This is a genomic window from Pseudomonas sp. 58 R 12 (assembly GCF_900005865.1).
Classification (GTDB): domain Bacteria; phylum Pseudomonadota; class Gammaproteobacteria; order Pseudomonadales; family Pseudomonadaceae; genus Aquipseudomonas; species Aquipseudomonas tritici.
On sequence record NZ_CVTP01000021.1, the window covers coordinates 110,171 to 126,967 of the forward strand.

Annotated in this window: 14 protein-coding genes; 1 reads left to right on the plus strand and 13 read right to left on the minus strand. The window is 59.8% G+C overall.

Translation table 11 applies throughout. The features are described 5' to 3' along the window. Positions 1-66: 66 nt before the first annotated feature. Positions 67-963, plus strand: coding sequence for a LysR substrate-binding domain-containing protein (locus BFP95_RS17865; RefSeq protein ID WP_065890105.1), 897 nt, complete (start codon positions 67-69; stop codon positions 961-963). A 129-nt stretch (positions 964-1,092) separates the two neighbouring features. Here BFP95_RS17865 and ispD read toward each other — a convergent pair whose 3' ends face one another. The 13 genes from ispD to lpxD all read right to left on the minus strand — a co-directional run bounded on the left by ispD (position 1,093) and on the right by lpxD (position 16,795). After that, entirely contained in the window at positions 1,093-1,800 is a 708-nt protein-coding gene (ispD, locus tag BFP95_RS17870) for a 2-C-methyl-D-erythritol 4-phosphate cytidylyltransferase (RefSeq protein WP_065890107.1), read from the minus strand. Then, positions 1,797-2,075: a cell division protein FtsB gene (gene ftsB, locus BFP95_RS17875; RefSeq protein WP_049709653.1), complete on the minus strand. Its 279-nt coding sequence runs from the start codon at positions 2,073-2,075 to the stop codon at positions 1,797-1,799. The genes ispD and ftsB overlap by 4 nt, the downstream gene beginning before the upstream one ends. A 183-nt stretch (positions 2,076-2,258) precedes the next feature. After that, the gene (gene eno / locus BFP95_RS17880) at positions 2,259-3,548 is read right to left on the minus strand and encodes a phosphopyruvate hydratase (protein WP_065880069.1); all 1,290 of its coding nucleotides are present in this window, start codon (positions 3,546-3,548) and stop codon (positions 2,259-2,261) included. A gap of 157 nt (positions 3,549-3,705) precedes the next feature. Then, positions 3,706-4,551 (minus strand): 3-deoxy-8-phosphooctulonate synthase, encoded by an 846-nt coding sequence (gene kdsA / locus BFP95_RS17885; protein WP_065910502.1) that lies wholly within the window; start codon positions 4,549-4,551, stop codon positions 3,706-3,708. Between the two features lie 5 nt (positions 4,552-4,556). Continuing rightward, positions 4,557-6,188, minus strand: a complete 1,632-nt coding sequence (locus BFP95_RS17890; protein ID WP_010212443.1) for a CTP synthase — start codon at positions 6,186-6,188, stop codon at positions 4,557-4,559. 273 nt (positions 6,189-6,461) lie between these two features. Further along, positions 6,462-7,781 (minus strand): tRNA lysidine(34) synthetase TilS, encoded by a 1,320-nt coding sequence (gene tilS / locus BFP95_RS17895; RefSeq protein WP_065890109.1) that lies wholly within the window; start codon positions 7,779-7,781, stop codon positions 6,462-6,464. 178 nt (positions 7,782-7,959) lie between these two features. Beyond that, a complete protein-coding gene (locus BFP95_RS17900) occupies positions 7,960-8,907 on the minus strand; it encodes an acetyl-CoA carboxylase carboxyltransferase subunit alpha (RefSeq protein ID WP_003172288.1) in 948 nt (315 codons plus the stop codon). A gap of 138 nt (positions 8,908-9,045) precedes the next feature. Beyond that, positions 9,046-12,567 (minus strand): DNA polymerase III subunit alpha, encoded by a 3,522-nt coding sequence (gene dnaE / locus BFP95_RS17905; protein ID WP_065910503.1) that lies wholly within the window; start codon positions 12,565-12,567, stop codon positions 9,046-9,048. 76 nt (positions 12,568-12,643) lie between these two features. Further along, a complete protein-coding gene (gene rnhB, locus BFP95_RS17910) occupies positions 12,644-13,276 on the minus strand; it encodes a ribonuclease HII (RefSeq protein WP_065872438.1) in 633 nt (210 codons plus the stop codon). Further along, on the minus strand, positions 13,273-14,412 hold the full coding sequence (gene lpxB / locus BFP95_RS17915) for a lipid-A-disaccharide synthase (RefSeq protein WP_065872439.1): 1,140 nt from the start codon (positions 14,410-14,412) through the stop codon (positions 13,273-13,275). Before lpxB ends, rnhB begins: the two co-directional genes overlap by 4 nt. Before the next feature lie 2 nt (positions 14,413-14,414). Then, positions 14,415-15,191, minus strand: a complete 777-nt coding sequence (lpxA, locus tag BFP95_RS17920; protein WP_065872440.1) for an acyl-ACP--UDP-N-acetylglucosamine O-acyltransferase — start codon at positions 15,189-15,191, stop codon at positions 14,415-14,417. Beyond that, the gene (gene fabZ / locus BFP95_RS17925; protein WP_003172281.1) at positions 15,188-15,628 is read right to left on the minus strand and encodes a 3-hydroxyacyl-ACP dehydratase FabZ; all 441 of its coding nucleotides are present in this window, start codon (positions 15,626-15,628) and stop codon (positions 15,188-15,190) included. Before fabZ ends, lpxA begins: the two co-directional genes overlap by 4 nt. 111 nt (positions 15,629-15,739) lie before the next feature. Further along, the gene (lpxD, locus tag BFP95_RS17930) at positions 15,740-16,795 is read right to left on the minus strand and encodes a UDP-3-O-(3-hydroxymyristoyl)glucosamine N-acyltransferase (RefSeq protein WP_065872441.1); all 1,056 of its coding nucleotides are present in this window, start codon (positions 16,793-16,795) and stop codon (positions 15,740-15,742) included. Positions 16,796-16,797 lie beyond the last annotated feature (2 nt).

Sequence of the window (16,797 nt, forward strand, 5' to 3'; positions counted from 1 at the left end):
AACATGGCTGATTGATTAATAATCCAAGCGAAAGCAAAACTTTATTGCTGTACAGGGATAATCACCGTGCTTGAAAACCGCTGGGAAGGCATTGATGAATTTGTCGCGGTGGCCGAATGCAGCCAATTCACTGCGGCAGCGGAACGCCTGGGCGTTTCTTCGTCGCATATCAGCCGGCAGGTGGCGCGCCTGGAAGAACGCCTGCAAACGCGGCTGCTGTATCGCAGCACGCGCAAGGTTACCTTGACGGAAGCCGGCCAGACCTTTCTGCAACATTGCCAACGTTTACAGGACGGTCGCGAAGAAGCCCTGCGTGCGGTGGGTGACCTCACCAGCGAACCCAAAGGCATGTTGCGCATGACCTGTGCCGTGGCCTACGGCGAGCGGTTTATCGTGCCGCTGGTAACGCGGTTCATGGGCCTCTACCCGCAGTTGCGCGTGGATATCGAGCTGAGCAACCGTCAACTGGACCTCGTGCACGAAGGCCTGGATCTGGCGATTCGCCTGGGGCGCTTACAGGATTCACGCATGGTCGCCAGCAGGCTGGCACCGAGGCGCATGTACCTGTGCGCGTCGCCGTCCTACCTGGCGCGGTATGGTCGGCCACATAGTTTGTCGGAGTTGAGCCGGCATAACTGCCTGATTGGTAGCTCGGATATCTGGCAACTGGCCCAGGACGGACGCGAGTTTTCCCAGCGGGTGCAGGGAAACTGGCGCTGCAACAGTGGGCAAGCGGTGCTGGATGCGGCGGTGCTGGGCGTCGGGTTGTGCCAGTTGCCGGATTATTACGTGCTGGAGCATTTGCACAGTGGCGCGCTGGTGTCGCTGCTGGAGGCGCATCAGCCGCCGAATACGGCGGTGTGGGCGCTGTATCCGCAGCAGCGGCACTTGTCGCCGAAGGTCAGGAAGTTGGTGGATTTTTTGAAGGTGGGGTTGGCTGAGAGGCCGGAGTACAGCCAGTAATTATTGGCTGTTTGTGCCGGCCTCTTCGCAGGCAAGCCAGCTCCCACCTTTAACCGCGTTTATCCTGTAGTAACGCGGTTAAAGGTGGGAGCTGGCTTGCTCGCGAAGGGGTCGACTCGGTGCAACTGACTACCGCCGATTCGCCCACCGCAACCTGAGCCACTCCAGATCCTCCGGCCGCGTCACCTTGATATTGTCCGACCGCCCTTCGATCAGCCGCGGCGCCTGGCCGGACCATTCCATGGCAGAAGCCTCATCAGTGATGACGGCGTCCGCCACCAGGCTGTCAGCCAAAGCACGATGCAGCGGACCCAGGCGGAACATCTGCGGCGTGTAGGCTTGCCAGATCAGGCTACGGTCGACGGTTTCGACGACACGCCCGTGCTTATCGACGCGCTTGAGGGTGTCGCGTGCCGGCACGGCCAGCAGACCGCCCACCGGGTCGTCCGCCAGTTCAGTCAGCAGTTTGTCGAGGTCATCGCGACTCAGGTTCGGCCGCGCCGCATCATGCACCAGTACCCAATCATCATCACTGGCCCCCAAAGCGTTCAGCTGCAACAGTGCGTTGAGCACCGACCCGGAACGTTCCGAACCGCCGTCCGCACGGTGAATGCGCGGGTCCATGGCACACGCCAAGTCAGGCCAATAAGGATCATCAGAAGCAAGGCTGACCACCAGGCCTTTAAGCGAGGGGTGGTCGAGAAAACAGCCAAGGCTGTGTTCGAGAATGGTGCGTCCGCCCAGTTGCAGGTATTGCTTGGGACGGTCCGCGGCCATGCGGGCACCAATGCCCGCGGCAGGAATCACGGCCCAGAAGGCCGGCAAGCTGTTGCTCATTGGGCCAACTGGTAGAGGGTTTCGCCCTCCTTGACCATGCCCAACTCATGACGAGCCCGCTCTTCAACGGTCTCGGTACCCTTTTTCAGCTCAAGCACTTCCGCATCAAGGACGCGGTTGCGCTCCAGCAGGACCTCGTTTTCGGCGTGCTGTGCAGCGATTTGCTCGGTCAGGTCTTTTACCTGCGCAAAGCTGCCATTACCGACCCATAGGCGGTACTGCAGGCCAGCCAGCAACAAGAGCAAGACGAGAAACAACCAATTGGGACTGCGCATCGAAATCCGGGTATCCAGTGAAAAAAGACAGCCATGCGAAACTTTTAAAGTAACTGATAGCACGAAGCCTGGAAAAACCAGGCTTGTGCTTGATAGCCATCAGATTAGCGTCGAAACCCACACTATCGTGAGTTTTCCGACGCAATCCGTCGACTTTTTACCATGCCTTACCATCAAGAGCGATCAGCCGCGAAACTCGCCGCGACCGTTGTACTTGGCTTTGCCGGCCAGTTGCTCTTCGATACGCAGCAATTGGTTGTACTTGGAAACGCGGTCGGAACGGCACAGGGAACCGGTCTTGATCTGGCCAGCCGAAGTGCCCACGGCCAGGTCGGCAATGGTCGAATCTTCGGTTTCGCCGGAGCGGTGCGAGATCACGGCGGTGTAGCCCGCAGCCTTGGCCATCTGGATGGCTTCCAGGGTTTCGGTCAGGGTACCGATCTGGTTGAACTTGATCAGGATCGAGTTGGCGATCTTTTTATCGATGCCTTCTTTCAGGATCTTGGTGTTGGTGACGAACAGGTCGTCGCCCACCAGCTGGATTTTCTCGCCGATCTTGTCGGTGAGGATTTTCCAGCCATCCCAGTCGGACTCGTCCAGGCCGTCTTCGATCGAGATGATCGGGTAACGCTCGGTCAAGCCTTTGAGGTAGTCAGCAAAACCTTCGGAGTTGAACACTTGGCCTTCGCCGGACAGGTTGTATTTACCGTCCTCGTAGAACTCGCTGGCCGCGCAGTCCAGGGCCAGGGTCACGTCGGTGCCCAGCTTGTAGCCAGCGTTGGCTACGGCTTCGGAGATCACTTTGAGTGCATCTTCGTTTGACGCCAGGTTCGGTGCGAAACCACCTTCGTCACCCACCGCAGTGCTCAGGCCACGGGCCTTCAGCACAGCCTTGAGGTGATGGAAAATCTCGGTACCCATGCGCAGGCCTTCGGAGAAGGTCTTGGCGCCGACCGGCTGTACCATGAATTCCTGGATGTCGACGTTGTTATCGGCGTGCTCGCCACCGTTGATGATGTTCATCATCGGGACCGGCATCGAGTACACACCCGGGGTGCCGTTCAGGTTGGCAATGTGTGCGTACAGCGGCAGGTCCTGATCCTGGGCAGCAGCCTTGGCAGCAGCCAGGGACACGGCGAGGATGGCGTTGGCGCCCAGGCTGCCTTTGTTTTCGGTGCCGTCGAGCTTGATCATCGCGTGGTCCAGGGCTTTCTGGTCCAGCGGGTCTTTGCCCAGCAACAGGTCACGGATCGGGCCGTTGATGTTGGCTACAGCCTTGAGTACACCCTTGCCCAGGTAACGGCTCTTGTCGCCATCACGCAGTTCCAGCGCTTCGCGCGAACCAGTGGAAGCACCGGACGGCGCGCAGGCGCTGCCGATGATGCCGTTATCGAGAAGCACGTCGGCTTCGACGGTGGGGTTGCCACGGGAGTCGAGAACTTCACGACCTTTGATGTCGACGATTTTTGCCATTGTTGTAAACACTCCAAAGTTGACGAAAACGACGCAGCTGAAGGAAATCTTTTGACCGACCGCAAGGGTGGAACAACGGGGCAGGCTTGCAGGCGACATGGCTCAGGCCCGTAGGCCTGAGCGTAAAGCGTGGGAAAGTCTACCGGAGAAATGGCGCTTACGCGGTCTCTACCGTCGGAAAACTCTTGACCAGTTCGTCCAACTGCTTGAGCTGGGCCAGGAATGGCTCCAGTTTGTCCAGGCGCAGGGCGCACGGACCGTCGCATTTGGCGTTGTCCGGGTCCGGGTGGGCTTCGAGGAACAGGCCCGCCAAAGACTGGCTGATACCGGCCTTGGCCAGGTCCAGCACCTGGGCACGCCGCCCGCCCGCGGAATCGGCGCGACCACCGGGCATTTGCAGCGCGTGGGTCACGTCGAAGAACACCGGGTATTCGAACTGTTTCATGATGCCGAAACCGAGCATGTCCACCACGAGGTTGTTATAGCCGAAGCTCGAACCGCGCTCGCAGAGGATCAACTGGTCGTTACCCGCTTCCACGCACTTGTTCAGGATGTGTTTCATCTCCTGGGGCGCGAGGAACTGGGCTTTCTTGATATTGATCACAGCGCCGGTCTTGGCCATCGCGACAACCAGGTCGGTCTGGCGCGACAGGAAGGCCGGCAACTGGATGATGTCGCACACCTCGGCGACCACGGCAGCCTGTTCAGGCTCGTGGACGTCGGTGATGATCGGCACGCCGAAGGCTTGCTTGATGTCCTGGAAGATCCGTATGCCTTCTTCAAGGCCCGGGCCGCGATAGGAGGTCACGGACGAACGGTTGGCCTTGTCGAAGCTGGCCTTGAACACGTAAGGGATACCCAGTTTCTGGGTCACCTTCACGTACTCTTCACAGACCTGCATCGCCATGTCGCGGCTTTCCAGCACGTTCATGCCGCCAAACAGCACCATGGGCTTGTCGTTGGCAATCTCGATGTCGCCTACGCGAATGATCTTCTGGGCCATCAGGGTTACGCCTTCTTCTGATGTTGCGTCAGTGCTGCTTTAACGAAACCGCTGAACAACGGGTGACCGTCGCGCGGCGTCGAGGTGAACTCCGGGTGGAACTGGCACGCCACGAACCATGGATGATCCGGTGCCTCGACCACTTCAACCAGCGCGCCATCACCGGAGCGACCGGAAATTTTCAGGCCGGCCTCTTTGATTTGTGGCAGCAGGTTGTTGTTCACTTCGTAGCGGTGACGGTGACGCTCGACGATCACGTCCTTGCCGTAGCAATCGTGGACCAGCGAACCCGGCTCCAGCAGGCAATCCTGCGCGCCAAGGCGCATGGTGCCGCCCAGGTCGGAGGCTTCGGTACGGGTCTCGACGGCACCGGTGGCATCTTCCCACTCGGTGATCAGGCCCACGACCGGGTGACCGCTCTTGCTGTCGAACTCGGTGGAGTTGGCGTCTTTCCAGCCCAGCACGTTACGGGCGAACTCGATAACGGCCACTTGCATGCCCAGGCAGATACCCAGGTATGGCACCTTGTTTTCACGAGCGTATTGCACGGCAGTGATCTTGCCTTCCACGCCACGCAGGCCGAAACCGCCGGGTACGAGGATCGCGTCGACACCTTCAAGCAGCGCGGTGCCTTGGTTCTCGATGTCTTCGGAGTCGATGTAGCGCAGGTTGACCTTGGTACGGTTGCTGATGCCGGCGTGACTCATCGCTTCGATCAGCGACTTGTACGCGTCCAGCAGCTCCATGTACTTGCCGACCATGGCGATGGTGACTTCGTGCTCAGGGTTGAGCTTGGCGTCGACCACGGCTTCCCACTCGGACAGGTCCGCGCCGTTGCATTGCAGGCCGAAACGCTCGACCACAAAATCGTCCAGGCCTTGCGAGTGCAGGATGCCCGGGATCTTGTAGATGGTGTCGGCGTCTTCCAGCGCGATCACCGCACGTTCTTCAACGTTGGTGAATTGCGCGATCTTGCGACGCGAGGAAATGTCGATCGGGTGATCGGAGCGGCACACCAGCACATCCGGCTGCAGGCCGATGGAACGCAGTTCCTTGACCGAGTGCTGGGTAGGCTTGGTTTTGGTTTCGCCGGCGGTGGCGATGTACGGCACCAGGGTCAGGTGCATCAGCATCGCACGCTTGGCGCCGACTTCGAAACGCAGCTGGCGGATGGCTTCGAGGAACGGTTGGGACTCGATGTCACCGACGGTGCCACCAATCTCGACCATCGCCACGTCGGCATCGCCTGCACCCTTGATGATGCGGCGCTTGATTTCGTCGGTGATGTGCGGGATCACCTGGATGGTTGCACCCAGGTAGTCACCACGGCGCTCCTTGCGCAGCACGTGTTCGTAGACACGGCCGGTGGTGAAGTTGTTGTTCTGGGTCATGGTCGTGCGGATGAACCGCTCGTAGTGGCCCAGGTCCAGGTCGGTCTCGGCGCCGTCGTGAGTGACGAACACTTCACCGTGCTGGAACGGGCTCATGGTGCCCGGGTCGACGTTGATGTACGGGTCCAGCTTGAGCATGGTGACCTTAAGTCCCCGCGCCTCCAGGATGGCCGCCAATGAAGCGGAGGCAATGCCTTTCCCCAATGAAGAAACAACACCGCCCGTGACGAATATGTAGCGCGTCATGAAAAACCCTAGAAGTCTGCGTTAAAGCGGTCCGAGCCGCCGGGGAGAGCGAAGAGAGGCCGAAGCCCCCGATCACCTGCATTAATCACAGTGCACCTTTCAAAAAAACCGCCGCGTGATGACAGACCGGCACTGAAACACCAGTACGTTGATCGCTACACATTTTTTGGAATCGCCCAGCAAAGACTGCTTGGTAATCGGCAACTGCTGCGATTCAGGCGAATCCACAGAAGTTGTATCAAGAAGGGAGCGTAGTCTACCGGAAAGGCGCTATCAGCTCAAACCTTGATCGCAGGTCTGTGGCATCCAATCTAATTGCCAGTCGCCCGGCCCTGTGTTCCACAGTCCCGCCAGGCTAGGCACCCCCAGCAATTGCTCACCCTGATACAGCAGCGGCAATCTGCCACGGACGAAGCTCGGAAGCCCGCTTTCATTAAGCAGGCGCTTCAAGTCACGCCGTCCGCGACCTGGCACTTCGACGATTTCACCGCCCTTGCGGTAACGGATCACCAACGGGCCTGCAGGCGCTTTGCCAGTGAGTTTCAACCGACCATTGCCGGGTAACTCTAGTGGATTTTGCGGATCGGACCAGCTCAGCGATGCGTCAGAAAATTCTGACCATGTGGAGGGCAGCCACCAAAGGCGATCGCCGCTACGGTGCAGGTCGCCGTCGGCCAGGCGCCATAAGGGCTGTGCGTCGCCCTTGGCATCACGCAGGGCATGCCAACTGGCCCAGTGGTCGCTGTCGGGTAGACGGGTCAGTGGGGCCAGCCAATGGCGCAGGGCGTTACGCTGGCGTGCGTCGGAAAGTTCGCGCAGCGGCGCGAGAGCCAAGGACGGCAGGTGCAGCCAGGGAAAAGGTGCAGGCTGATCGGCGGCTTGCAGGTCCATTTGCGCCAATTCATCGAGCAGGCCCTGGGCTTCACTCAGGTGCTCGGCAGTGCGGGCAAGGCTCGTGACAGCTTGAGGCCAGCGCTCCGTGAGCGTTGGGAACACGTGATGGCGCAGGTAATTGCGTGAGAACCTTGGGTCGGCGTTGGACGGGTCTTCGATCCACGTGAGCTGATGCTCGTGGGCGTAGGCTTCCAACTCACCCCTCGTTACATCCAATAACGGCCGAACCAGATAACCAGCCGCCAACGGGCGCTGTGCAGGCATTGCCGACAGCCCGCGCACGCCTGCGCCACGTAACAGGCGGAATAACAGGGTTTCGGCCTGATCGTCGCGATGCTGGCCTGTCAGCAGCACCTCCCCTGCTCCGATCACCTCGGTGAACGCCTGGTAACGCGCGTCACGGGCAGCCCGCTCAAGACTGGCGCCGGGTTGTACCCGCACGCGCATGACGCGCAGGGGGATGCCCAAGCTGTCGCATATCGACTGGCAATGGCTTGGCCAGGCGTCGGCGGCGGCTTGCAGGCCATGGTGGACATGGGTTGCGCCGAGGGGTGGGAGCGTTTCGTTTTCTGGCAGGGAGGCCAGGAGATGGAGCAGGACGGTGGAATCCAGTCCGCCAGAGAAAGCGATATGCCAGGCCGGGGCATTTTGCCACGGACTCAGGGCTTGCAGCAGTTTGGCGGTCAGCGTTCGTTTCATCACACATTGTCGCCGCATACTTGGAACACGATAGACCAGCATACACAAAGCAAATGTGGGAGCGGGCTTGCTCGCGAAAGCGTGGTGTCAGTCACTGAATATATTGACTGATTCACCGCTTTCGCGAGCAAGCCCGCTCCCACACTAGTACAGCATTGTCTGCCAGATCAGTATTTGATCAGAGACCGTAGCTCATCAAACGCTCATAACGACGGGCCAACAGCGCTTCGTTATCCAGCTTCTTGAGCATCGCCAGTTGCGAACCCAGCTCGGCACGAATAGTCGCGGCAGCAGCCGCCGGATCACGGTGGGCGCCGCCCAATGGCTCGGCAATCACTTTGTCGACAATGCCCAGGCCCTTGAGGCGATCAGCAGTGATACCCATCGCTTCAGCGGCGTCCGGCGCTTTTTCGGCGGTTTTCCACAGAATCGAAGCGCAACCTTCCGGCGAGATCACCGCGTAGGTCGAGTATTGCAGCATGTTCAGCTGATCGCACACGCCAATGGCCAGTGCACCACCGGACCCACCTTCACCAATCACGGTAGCGATGATCGGGGTTTTCAGGCGCGACATGACGCGCAGGTTCCAGGCGATTGCTTCGCTCTGGTTGCGCTCTTCAGCGTCGATACCCGGGTAGGCGCCCGGCGTGTCGATGAAGGTCAGGATCGGCATCTTGAAGCGCTCGGCCATTTCCATCAGGCGGCACGCCTTGCGGTAGCCTTCCGGACGCGGCATGCCGAAGTTGCGGCGCACTTTCTCGCGCACTTCACGGCCTTTCTGGTGACCGATCACCATCACCGGCTGGTCGTCCAGGCGAGCGATACCGCCCACGATGGCCGCGTCGTCGGAGAAGTGGCGATCGCCGTGCAGCTCGTCGAACTCGGTGAAGATGTGCTGAATGTAGTCCAGGGTGTACGGACGGCGCGGGTGGCGGGCCAGGCGGGCGATCTGCCAACTGGTCAACTTGCCGAAGATGTCTTCGGTGAGCGTACTGCTCTTGTCTTGCAGGCGAGCGATTTCATCGCCGATATTCAGCGAATTGTCATTGCCGACCAGGCGCAGCTCTTCGATCTTGGCTTGCAGGTCAGCGATCGGCTGTTCGAAATCAAGAAAATTCGGGTTCATAAGCGTCCGTCTTGGGTCGACGGCCAAGGAGTGCCTGGCCAGCCGGTTGTCTATTCGCGCCCTACCTTAAGGGAGAGGCGCGTCTAGGTCGAGATTAAATGTTTCGCCGAGATCAGGCTAAGTATTACTGCCTGACCGTCAACGGTATTGGAGAAAGACGTTGTCACGGCCGAACTGGTCACGCAATGCTTGAATCAAGCCATCAGCAGGATCAATTCGCCAGGTCTCGCCAAACTGCAACATGGCCTTGGCGTCATTGCCGGTGTACTCCATGGTCACCGGGCACGCGCCACGGTGGCGTTTGAGCAGGTCGCCCAACCAGCGTAGCTGATCGCCCTTGAGCGCTTCGGTTTTCACCTTCAAGCGCAGGCTCTCGGCCAAATTGGTGCGCGCATCTTCCATGCTCATCACACGCTTGATCCGCAGCCGCAGGCCGCCGGAGAAGTCGTCGTTGCTGACCTCCCCTTCCACCACCACCATGGCGTCAGTCTGCAGCAGCGACTGCGCGGAGTGGAACGCATCGGCAAACAGTGAGGCTTCGATGCGGCCCGAGCGGTCGTCGAGGGTGATAAAGCCCATCTTGTCGCCCTTTTTATTTTTCATCACCCGCAGGGCGATGATCATGCCGGCGACGGTCTGCGTATCCCGCGCCGGTTTCAGGTCGATGATGCGCTGGCGGGCGAACCGCCGGATTTCACCTTCGTATTCATCAATCGGGTGACCGGTCAGGTACAGGCCCAAGGTGTCTTTCTCACCCTTGAGGCGCTCCTTCAGGGTCAGCTCCTTGGCCTTGCGATGGTTGGCGTACACATCCGCGTCTTCCTCGACGAACAATCCGCCAAACAGGTCGGCGTGGCCACTGTCGTGGGTGCGCGCGGTCTGTTCGGCAGCCTTGATCGCCTCTTCCATCGCGGTGAGCAACACGGCGCGGTTACGGTCGATATTTGCCTGGTAAGCCTTCGGCTCATCATGGAAATACGGACCGAGACGGTCGAGCGCACCACTGCGGATCAAGCCATCGAGGGTTCGCTTGTTGATGCGCTTGAGGTCAACCCGTGCGCAGAAGTCGAACAGGTCCTTGAAAGGGCCGTCCTGGCGCGCTTCGGTGATGGCTTCCACCGGACCTTCGCCCACGCCTTTGATCGCGCCCAGGCCATAAATGATGCGGCCTTCGTCGTTTACCGTGAACTTGAACTCCGAGGCGTTCACGTCCGGTGCGTCGAGGCGCAGTTTCATGGTGCGCACTTCCTCGATCAAGGTCACGACCTTGTCGGTGTTGTGCATATCCGCCGAAAGTACCGCAGCCATGAACGGCGCCGGGTAGTGAGCCTTCAGCCAGGCGGTCTGGTACGACACCAGGCCGTAGGCGGCGGAGTGGGATTTGTTGAAGCCGTAACCGGCGAATTTCTCTACCAGGTCGAAAATATTACCGGCCAGGTCGGCGTCAATATTGTTGGTGGCGCAACCTTCAATGAAACCGCCGCGCTGCTTGGCCATTTCCTCGGGTTTTTTCTTACCCATGGCGCGGCGCAACATGTCCGCACCACCGAGGGTGTAACCGGCCATCACCTGGGCGATCTGCATCACCTGTTCCTGATACAGGATGATGCCGTAGGTCGGCGCCAATACCGGCTTGAGGCCTTCGTATTGGTAGTCGGAGTGCGGGTACGCCAGCTCGGCGCGGCCGTGCTTACGGTTGATGAAGTCGTCCACCATGCCCGATTGCAGCGGGCCGGGACGGAACAGCGCCACCAGTGCGATCAAGTCTTCCAGGCAGTCGGGCTTGAGCTTTTTGATCAGCTCTTTCATGCCGCGCGACTCAAGCTGGAACACCGCCGTGGTTTCGGCCTTTTGCAGCAACTGATAGGTCGGCTTGTCGTCCAGCGGGATAAACGCAATATCCAGCGGCTCTTCGTCGACCTTGGCGCGCTCGCGGTTGATGGTCTTCAGCGCCCAGTCGATGATCGTCAGCGTGCGCAGGCCGAGGAAGTCGAACTTCACCAGGCCGGCCGCCTCCACGTCGTCCTTGTCGAACTGGGTGACCAGGCCGCCGCCTTCTTCATCGCAATAGATCGGCGAAAAGTCGGTGAGCTTTGTAGGCGCGATAACCACACCACCGGCGTGTTTACCGACGTTACGCACCACGCCTTCGAGCTTGCGCGCCATGTCCCAGATTTCGGCGGCTTCTTCATCGATTTTGATGAAGTCACGCAGGATCTCTTCCTGCTCGTAGGCCTTTTCCAGGGTCATGCCGACTTCAAACGGAATCATCTTCGACAGGCGATCAGCCAGGCCGTAGGACTTGCCCTGCACCCGCGCAACGTCGCGGATTACCGCTTTCGCGGCCATGGAACCGAAGGTGATGATCTGGCTTACCGCGTTACGGCCGTATTTCTCAGCCACGTATTCAATGACGCGGTCGCGCCCGTCCATGCAGAAGTCGACGTCGAAGTCGGGCATGGAAACCCGTTCCGGGTTCAGGAACCGTTCGAACAGCAGGTCATATTCCAGCGGGTCGAGATCGGTAATCTTCTGTACGTAAGCAACCAGCGAGCCAGCACCCGACCCCCGGCCCGGGCCTACCGGCACGCCGTTGCTTTTGGCCCACTGGATAAAGTCCATTACGATCAGGAAGTAACCGGGGAACCCCATCTGGATGATGATATCCAGTTCGAAATTCAGCCGGTCGACATAGACCTGGCGCTTGGCGTCGTAATCCTCAGTGGTGTCCTTGGGCAACAGCACGCTGAGGCGCTCTTCCAAGCCGTCGAACGACACCTTGCGGAAGTACTCATCGATGGTCATGCCATCGGGAATCGGGAAGTTGGGCAGGAAGTGCTTGCCCAGCTTCACTTCAATGTTACAACGCTTGGCAATTTCGACAGAGTTTTCCAGGGCCTCGGGCAGGTCGCTGAACAGCTCGGCCATCTCGTCGGCACTTTTGAGGTATTGCTCCTCGCTGTAGTTCTTCGAGCGACGCGGGTCATCCAGGGCCCGGCCTTCGCCGATGCACACGCGGGTTTCGTGGGCTTCGAAATCTTCTTTCTTGATAAAGCGCACATCGTTGGTCGCGACCAGCGGCGCGCCCAGCTTGTCGGCCAGGGCCACGGCGGCGTGCAGGTGCTCTTCGTCGTTGGGGCGGTTGGTGCGCTGGACTTCCAGGTAGAAACGGTCGGGGAAAACCTGCATCCACTCGCGGGCCAGCCCTTCAGCCTCTTGAGGATTGCCGCCGAGTAGCGCAAGACCGATCTCACCCTCTTTAGCGGCGGACAGCATGATCAGCCCTTCGCTGGCCTCGGCGACCCACTCGCGCTCGATGATGATCGAGCCGTTGCGCTGGCCGTCGATAAAGCCACGGGAAATCAGTTCGGTGAGGTTGCGATAACCCACGCCGTTCATCGCCAGCAGACTGATACGGCTAAGGGCGTTATCCGGATCTTTGTTGGACAACCACAGGTCGGCGCCGCAAATCGGCTTGATGCCGGCGCCCATGGCGTTTTTATAGAATTTGACCAGGGAACACATGTTGTTCTGATCGGTAACCGCCACGGCAGGCATGTTCATGCCCACCAGGGTTTTGACCAGCGGTTTGATCCGTACCAGGCCGTCAACCAGGGAGTATTCAGTGTGCAGGCGCAGGTGAACGAATGAAGCCGGCATAGTGATCCTGTCTTAAACGTAGAAACAACAAGGCCCGGGATTGTACCGGGCCTTGGCAAAAACATCAGCCTCGCGACTACACCTCGCTGAGACTCTCGCGCAGCTCATAAGCCTGGCGTACGGGGGCGAACGAGCGGCGGTGGATCGGCGTCGGGCCGAGGCGAGCCAGGGCTTCCAGATGAACGGGCGTCGGGTAGCCTTTATGGCCGCCGATCCCGTAGCCGGGGTAGATCAATTCGAAAGCAGCCATTTCACGATCGCGGCTGACCTTAGCCAGGATTGAAGCTGCCGCAATCGCAGGCACCTTGCTATCGCCCTTCACCACCGCTTCCGCCGGCATGGCCAATTTTGGGCAGCGGTTGCCGTCGATCATGGCCATTTTTGGCGTGATGTGCAGGCCTTCTACTGCACGCTGCATGGCAAGCATGGTGGCGTGGAGGATGTTCAACGCGTCGATTTCCTCGACTTCGGCCCGAGCAATATGCCAGCTGAGGGCCTTCTCAATAATCTCGTCGTAGAGCTTTTCGCGCCGCGCTTCGGTGAGTTTTTTCGAGTCGTTGAGGCCGAGAATCGGGCGGCTCGGGTCGAGAATCACCGCCGCCGTGACGACAGCGCCGCACAAAGGCCCGCGCCCGACTTCGTCAACACCGGCCACCAGTTCGTGGGCTTCGGCAACCAGGCTGAAATCCAGGCCCATTTGCTTGATCATAAAGTTTCCTGTTTCTTGCCGATCAAGGTCAACACGGCGTCCGCCGCCTGGTTCGAGGCATCACGGCGCAAGGTGCGGTGAATGTCGTCAAAACCGCGAGTCTGCTCTTCGCCGCCGTCGATCAAGGGTAGTAGAGTTTGCGCCAAGGCCTCAGGCGTTGCATCGTCCTGCAACAACTCCGGCACCAACAGGCGCTGGGCCAGCAGGTTGGGCAGGGAGATGTAAGGGCTTTTGACCATGCGCTTGAGAATCCAGAAGGTCAGCGGCGCCAGGCGATAGGCCACGACCATCGGACGCTTGTACAGCAAGGCCTCCAGGGTGGCCGTACCCGAGGCGATCAGCACCGCATCACAGGCCGCCAGGGCCAGGTGCGATTGGCCGTCGAGCAAGGTCACCGGTAGGTTGCGACCGTCCAGCAGGGTTTCGATCTGCGCACGACGCTGCGGGCTCGCGCAGGGCAGCACGAAACGTACGCCTGGCTTCAACGCTTGCAGGCGCTCGGCAGCATCGAAGAACACCGCAGCCAGGCGGCCGACTTCGCCGCCACGGCTGCCCGGCATCAACGCCACCAGCGGACCGTCAGGCAAGCCCAACTCGGCACGCGCGGCTGCGCGGTCAGCCTGCAAAGGGATGGTGTCGGCCAGGGTGTGCCCGACAAACCGCACCGGCACGCCCTTTTCTTCGTAGAACCTGGCTTCGAACGGTAGCAGGGTCAGCATCAAGTCACAGCCTTCGCGGATATTCAATACGCGCTTCTGGCGCCATGCCCACACGGAGGGGCTGACGTAGTGCACGGTCTTGATCCCGGCCTGACGCAACTTGAGTTCGATATTAAGGGTGAAGTCCGGTGCGTCGATCCCGATGAAAACATCGGGCTTCTCTTCGATCAGGGTCTGGATCAGCAGCTTGCGGCGAGCCAACAGCTCACGCAGACGGCCCAGCACTTCCACCAACCCCATGACCGATAGCCGCTCCATGGGGAAGTAGGACGTGAGCCCTTCGGCCTGCATCAGCGGGCCGCCGACCCCAATAAATTCCACCGCAGGGTGCTGGGCCTTGAGGGCCCGCATAAGACCTGCGCCTAGAATGTCACCGGAAGCTTCTCCGGCCACCAGCGCAATACGCAGATTAGCCATGATCAGCGGGTGATGCCGCGAGTCGACGCCTGGATCGAGTCACGGAACACCGCGACTTCCGGGAACAACGCCGACGGCTCGGCCAATTGGGTCAACGCCTGGTCCACCGTAAGCCCCTGGCGATAAACCACCTTGTAGGCACGGCGCAGGGCGTGGATGGCCTCTTCGCTGAAACCACGACGGCGCATGCCTTCGAAGTTCATGCTGCGGGCTTCGGCCGGGTTACCGAATACTGTGACGAACGCCGGAACATCCTTGCCGATGGCGGTACCCATGCCGGAAAAGCTGTGGGCGCCGATATGGCAGTACTGATGCACCAGGGTGAATCCGGAGAGGATCGCCCAATCGTCGACGTGCACATGGCCGGCCAACGCGGTGTTGTTGACCAGAATGCAGTGGTTGCCGATGACGCTGTCGTGGCCGATGTGCGCGTAGGCCATGACTAGGTTGTGATCACCCAGCGTGGTCTCGGCCCGATCTTGCACGGTGCCACGGTGAATGGTCACGCCTTCACGAATGATGTTGTGATCACCGATTACCAGGCGTGTTTCTTCACCCTTGTACTTCATGTCCGGGGTGTCTTCGCCTACCGAGGAAAACTGGTAGATACGATTGTGTTTGCCAATACGGGTCGGACCTTTAAGGATCACGTGCGGCCCGATGACAGTCCCCTCGCCGATTTCCACACCTGCGCCGATGATCGACCAGGGGCCGACCTCAACGTCGGCGGCCAGTACGGCCGACGGATCGATGATTGCGCGAGGGTCAATCAAACTCATAGTTTGCGTTCCGCACAGATGATTTCGGCGGAGCACACAGGCTTGCCGTCCACCGAAGCCTGGCATTCGAACTTCCAGATCTGGCGTTTGCAGCTGATGAACTTGGCTTCCAGGATCAACTGGTCACCCGGGGTGACCGGGTTGCGGAAACGCAACTTATCGGAGCCCACGAAATAGTAGAGCGTGCCGTCGGCAGGCTTGAGGTCGAGCATTTTGAAGCCAAGGATACCGGCAGCCTGGGCCATCGCTTCGATGATCAACACGCCCGGCATGATTGGATGCGCGGGAAAGTGACCGTTGAAGAACGGTTCGTTGATGCTGACATTCTTGTAGGCACGAATGCGCTTTTCCTCGACGTTGAGGTCCACTACGCGGTCCACCAGCAGGAACGGGTAACGGTGAGGCAGGTATTCGCGAATCTCGTTGATGTCCATCATTTCGGGGGGAAGCCTGTAATAAAGATTGGGGGCGGGCGAACTAAAAGCACGCCCCGCTAGCAAATCAAGGAGGCAGTCTAGCGGCTGTGCACACTTGATATGGAAATGGTATCAGCCTTCTGATGAAGCATTACCGCCAGGGGTCACGTCCCCAACACGCTTTTCCAGCTGTTTGAGACGTCGAGCCATGTCGTCGAGCTGCCTCAACCGTGCTGCGCTCTTGCGCCATTCAGCTGCAGGCTGCATGGCGGTACCGGATGAGTAGGCCCCTGGCTCGGTAATCGAGTGGGTAACCATGGTCATGCCGGTGATGAAGACGTTGTCGCAAATATCGATATGCCCCACCAGCCCTACGCCACCGGCGAGCATGCAATGCTTGCCGATCCTGGTGCTGCCGGAAATACCCACACACGCCGCCATGGCGGTGTGATCACCAATCTGCACGTTGTGGGCGATCTGAATCTGGTTGTCGAGCTTCACGCCGTTGCCGATCACGGTATCGGCCAAGGCCCCGCGATCAACAGCCGTGTTGACGCCAATTTCCACGTCGTCGCCGATCAATACGCCGCCGACCTGGGCAATCTTGTTCCAGATGCCCTTGGCGTTGGCGAAGCCGAAGCCTTCCCCCCCGATCACCGCACCCGATTGGATGACCACACGCTCACCGATACGCACATCGTGGTACAGGGTTACGCGCGGTGCGAGCCAACCGTCAGCGCCAATCTCGCAGCGCGCACCGATAAAGCAATGAGCACCAACGGTCACACCTGCCGCAATGCGCGCACCGCTCTCGATCACCGCAAAGGCGCCAATGCTGGCCGCAGGATCAACCTGGGCATCATCGGCGATGACCGCAGACGGATGAATACCGGCTGCGGCCTTGGGTTTCGGATCGAACAGGTGCGACACCCGGGCATAAGCCAGGTACGGGTCGGCCACCACCAGCGAATCCCCGGCAAACCCTTCGGCGTCAGCAGCTTTCAGCAACACGGCGGCGGCTTGGCTGTCGACCAGGTATTTACGGTATTGAGGGTTTGCGAGGAAGCTCAACTGAGCTGGGCCAGCCTCCTGCAAGGTGGCTAGCCCAGTGATTTCTTTCTCCGGGGAGCCATTTAAGGTGGCCCCCAGGAACTCGGCCAACTCGCCGAGCTTGATAGTCGCGGTCATGG

What these genes read in the sequence shown, in the direction of transcription:
- ispD (WP_065890107.1), bottom strand. Translation starts at nt 1,800, where the DNA reads ATGAGCAACAGCTTGCCGGCCTTCTGGGCCGTGATTCCTGCCGCGGGC.
- ftsB (WP_049709653.1), bottom strand. Translation starts at nt 2,075, where the DNA reads ATGCGCAGTCCCAATTGGTTGTTTCTCGTCTTGCTCTTGTTGCTGGCT.
- eno (WP_065880069.1), bottom strand. Translation starts at nt 3,548, where the DNA reads ATGGCAAAAATCGTCGACATCAAAGGTCGTGAAGTTCTCGACTCCCGT.
- kdsA (WP_065910502.1), bottom strand. Translation starts at nt 4,551, where the DNA reads ATGGCCCAGAAGATCATTCGCGTAGGCGACATCGAGATTGCCAACGAC.
- BFP95_RS17890 (WP_010212443.1), bottom strand. Translation starts at nt 6,188, where the DNA reads ATGACGCGCTACATATTCGTCACGGGCGGTGTTGTTTCTTCATTGGGG.
- tilS (WP_065890109.1), bottom strand. Translation starts at nt 7,781, where the DNA reads ATGAAACGAACGCTGACCGCCAAACTGCTGCAAGCCCTGAGTCCGTGG.
- BFP95_RS17900 (WP_003172288.1), bottom strand. Translation starts at nt 8,907, where the DNA reads ATGAACCCGAATTTTCTTGATTTCGAACAGCCGATCGCTGACCTGCAA.
- dnaE (WP_065910503.1), bottom strand. Translation starts at nt 12,567, where the DNA reads ATGCCGGCTTCATTCGTTCACCTGCGCCTGCACACTGAATACTCCCTG.
- rnhB (WP_065872438.1), bottom strand. Translation starts at nt 13,276, where the DNA reads ATGATCAAGCAAATGGGCCTGGATTTCAGCCTGGTTGCCGAAGCCCAC.
- lpxB (WP_065872439.1), bottom strand. Translation starts at nt 14,412, where the DNA reads ATGGCTAATCTGCGTATTGCGCTGGTGGCCGGAGAAGCTTCCGGTGAC.
- lpxA (WP_065872440.1), bottom strand. Translation starts at nt 15,191, where the DNA reads ATGAGTTTGATTGACCCTCGCGCAATCATCGATCCGTCGGCCGTACTG.
- fabZ (WP_003172281.1), bottom strand. Translation starts at nt 15,628, where the DNA reads ATGATGGACATCAACGAGATTCGCGAATACCTGCCTCACCGTTACCCG.
- lpxD (WP_065872441.1), bottom strand. Translation starts at nt 16,795, where the DNA reads ATGACCGCGACTATCAAGCTCGGCGAGTTGGCCGAGTTCCTGGGGGCC.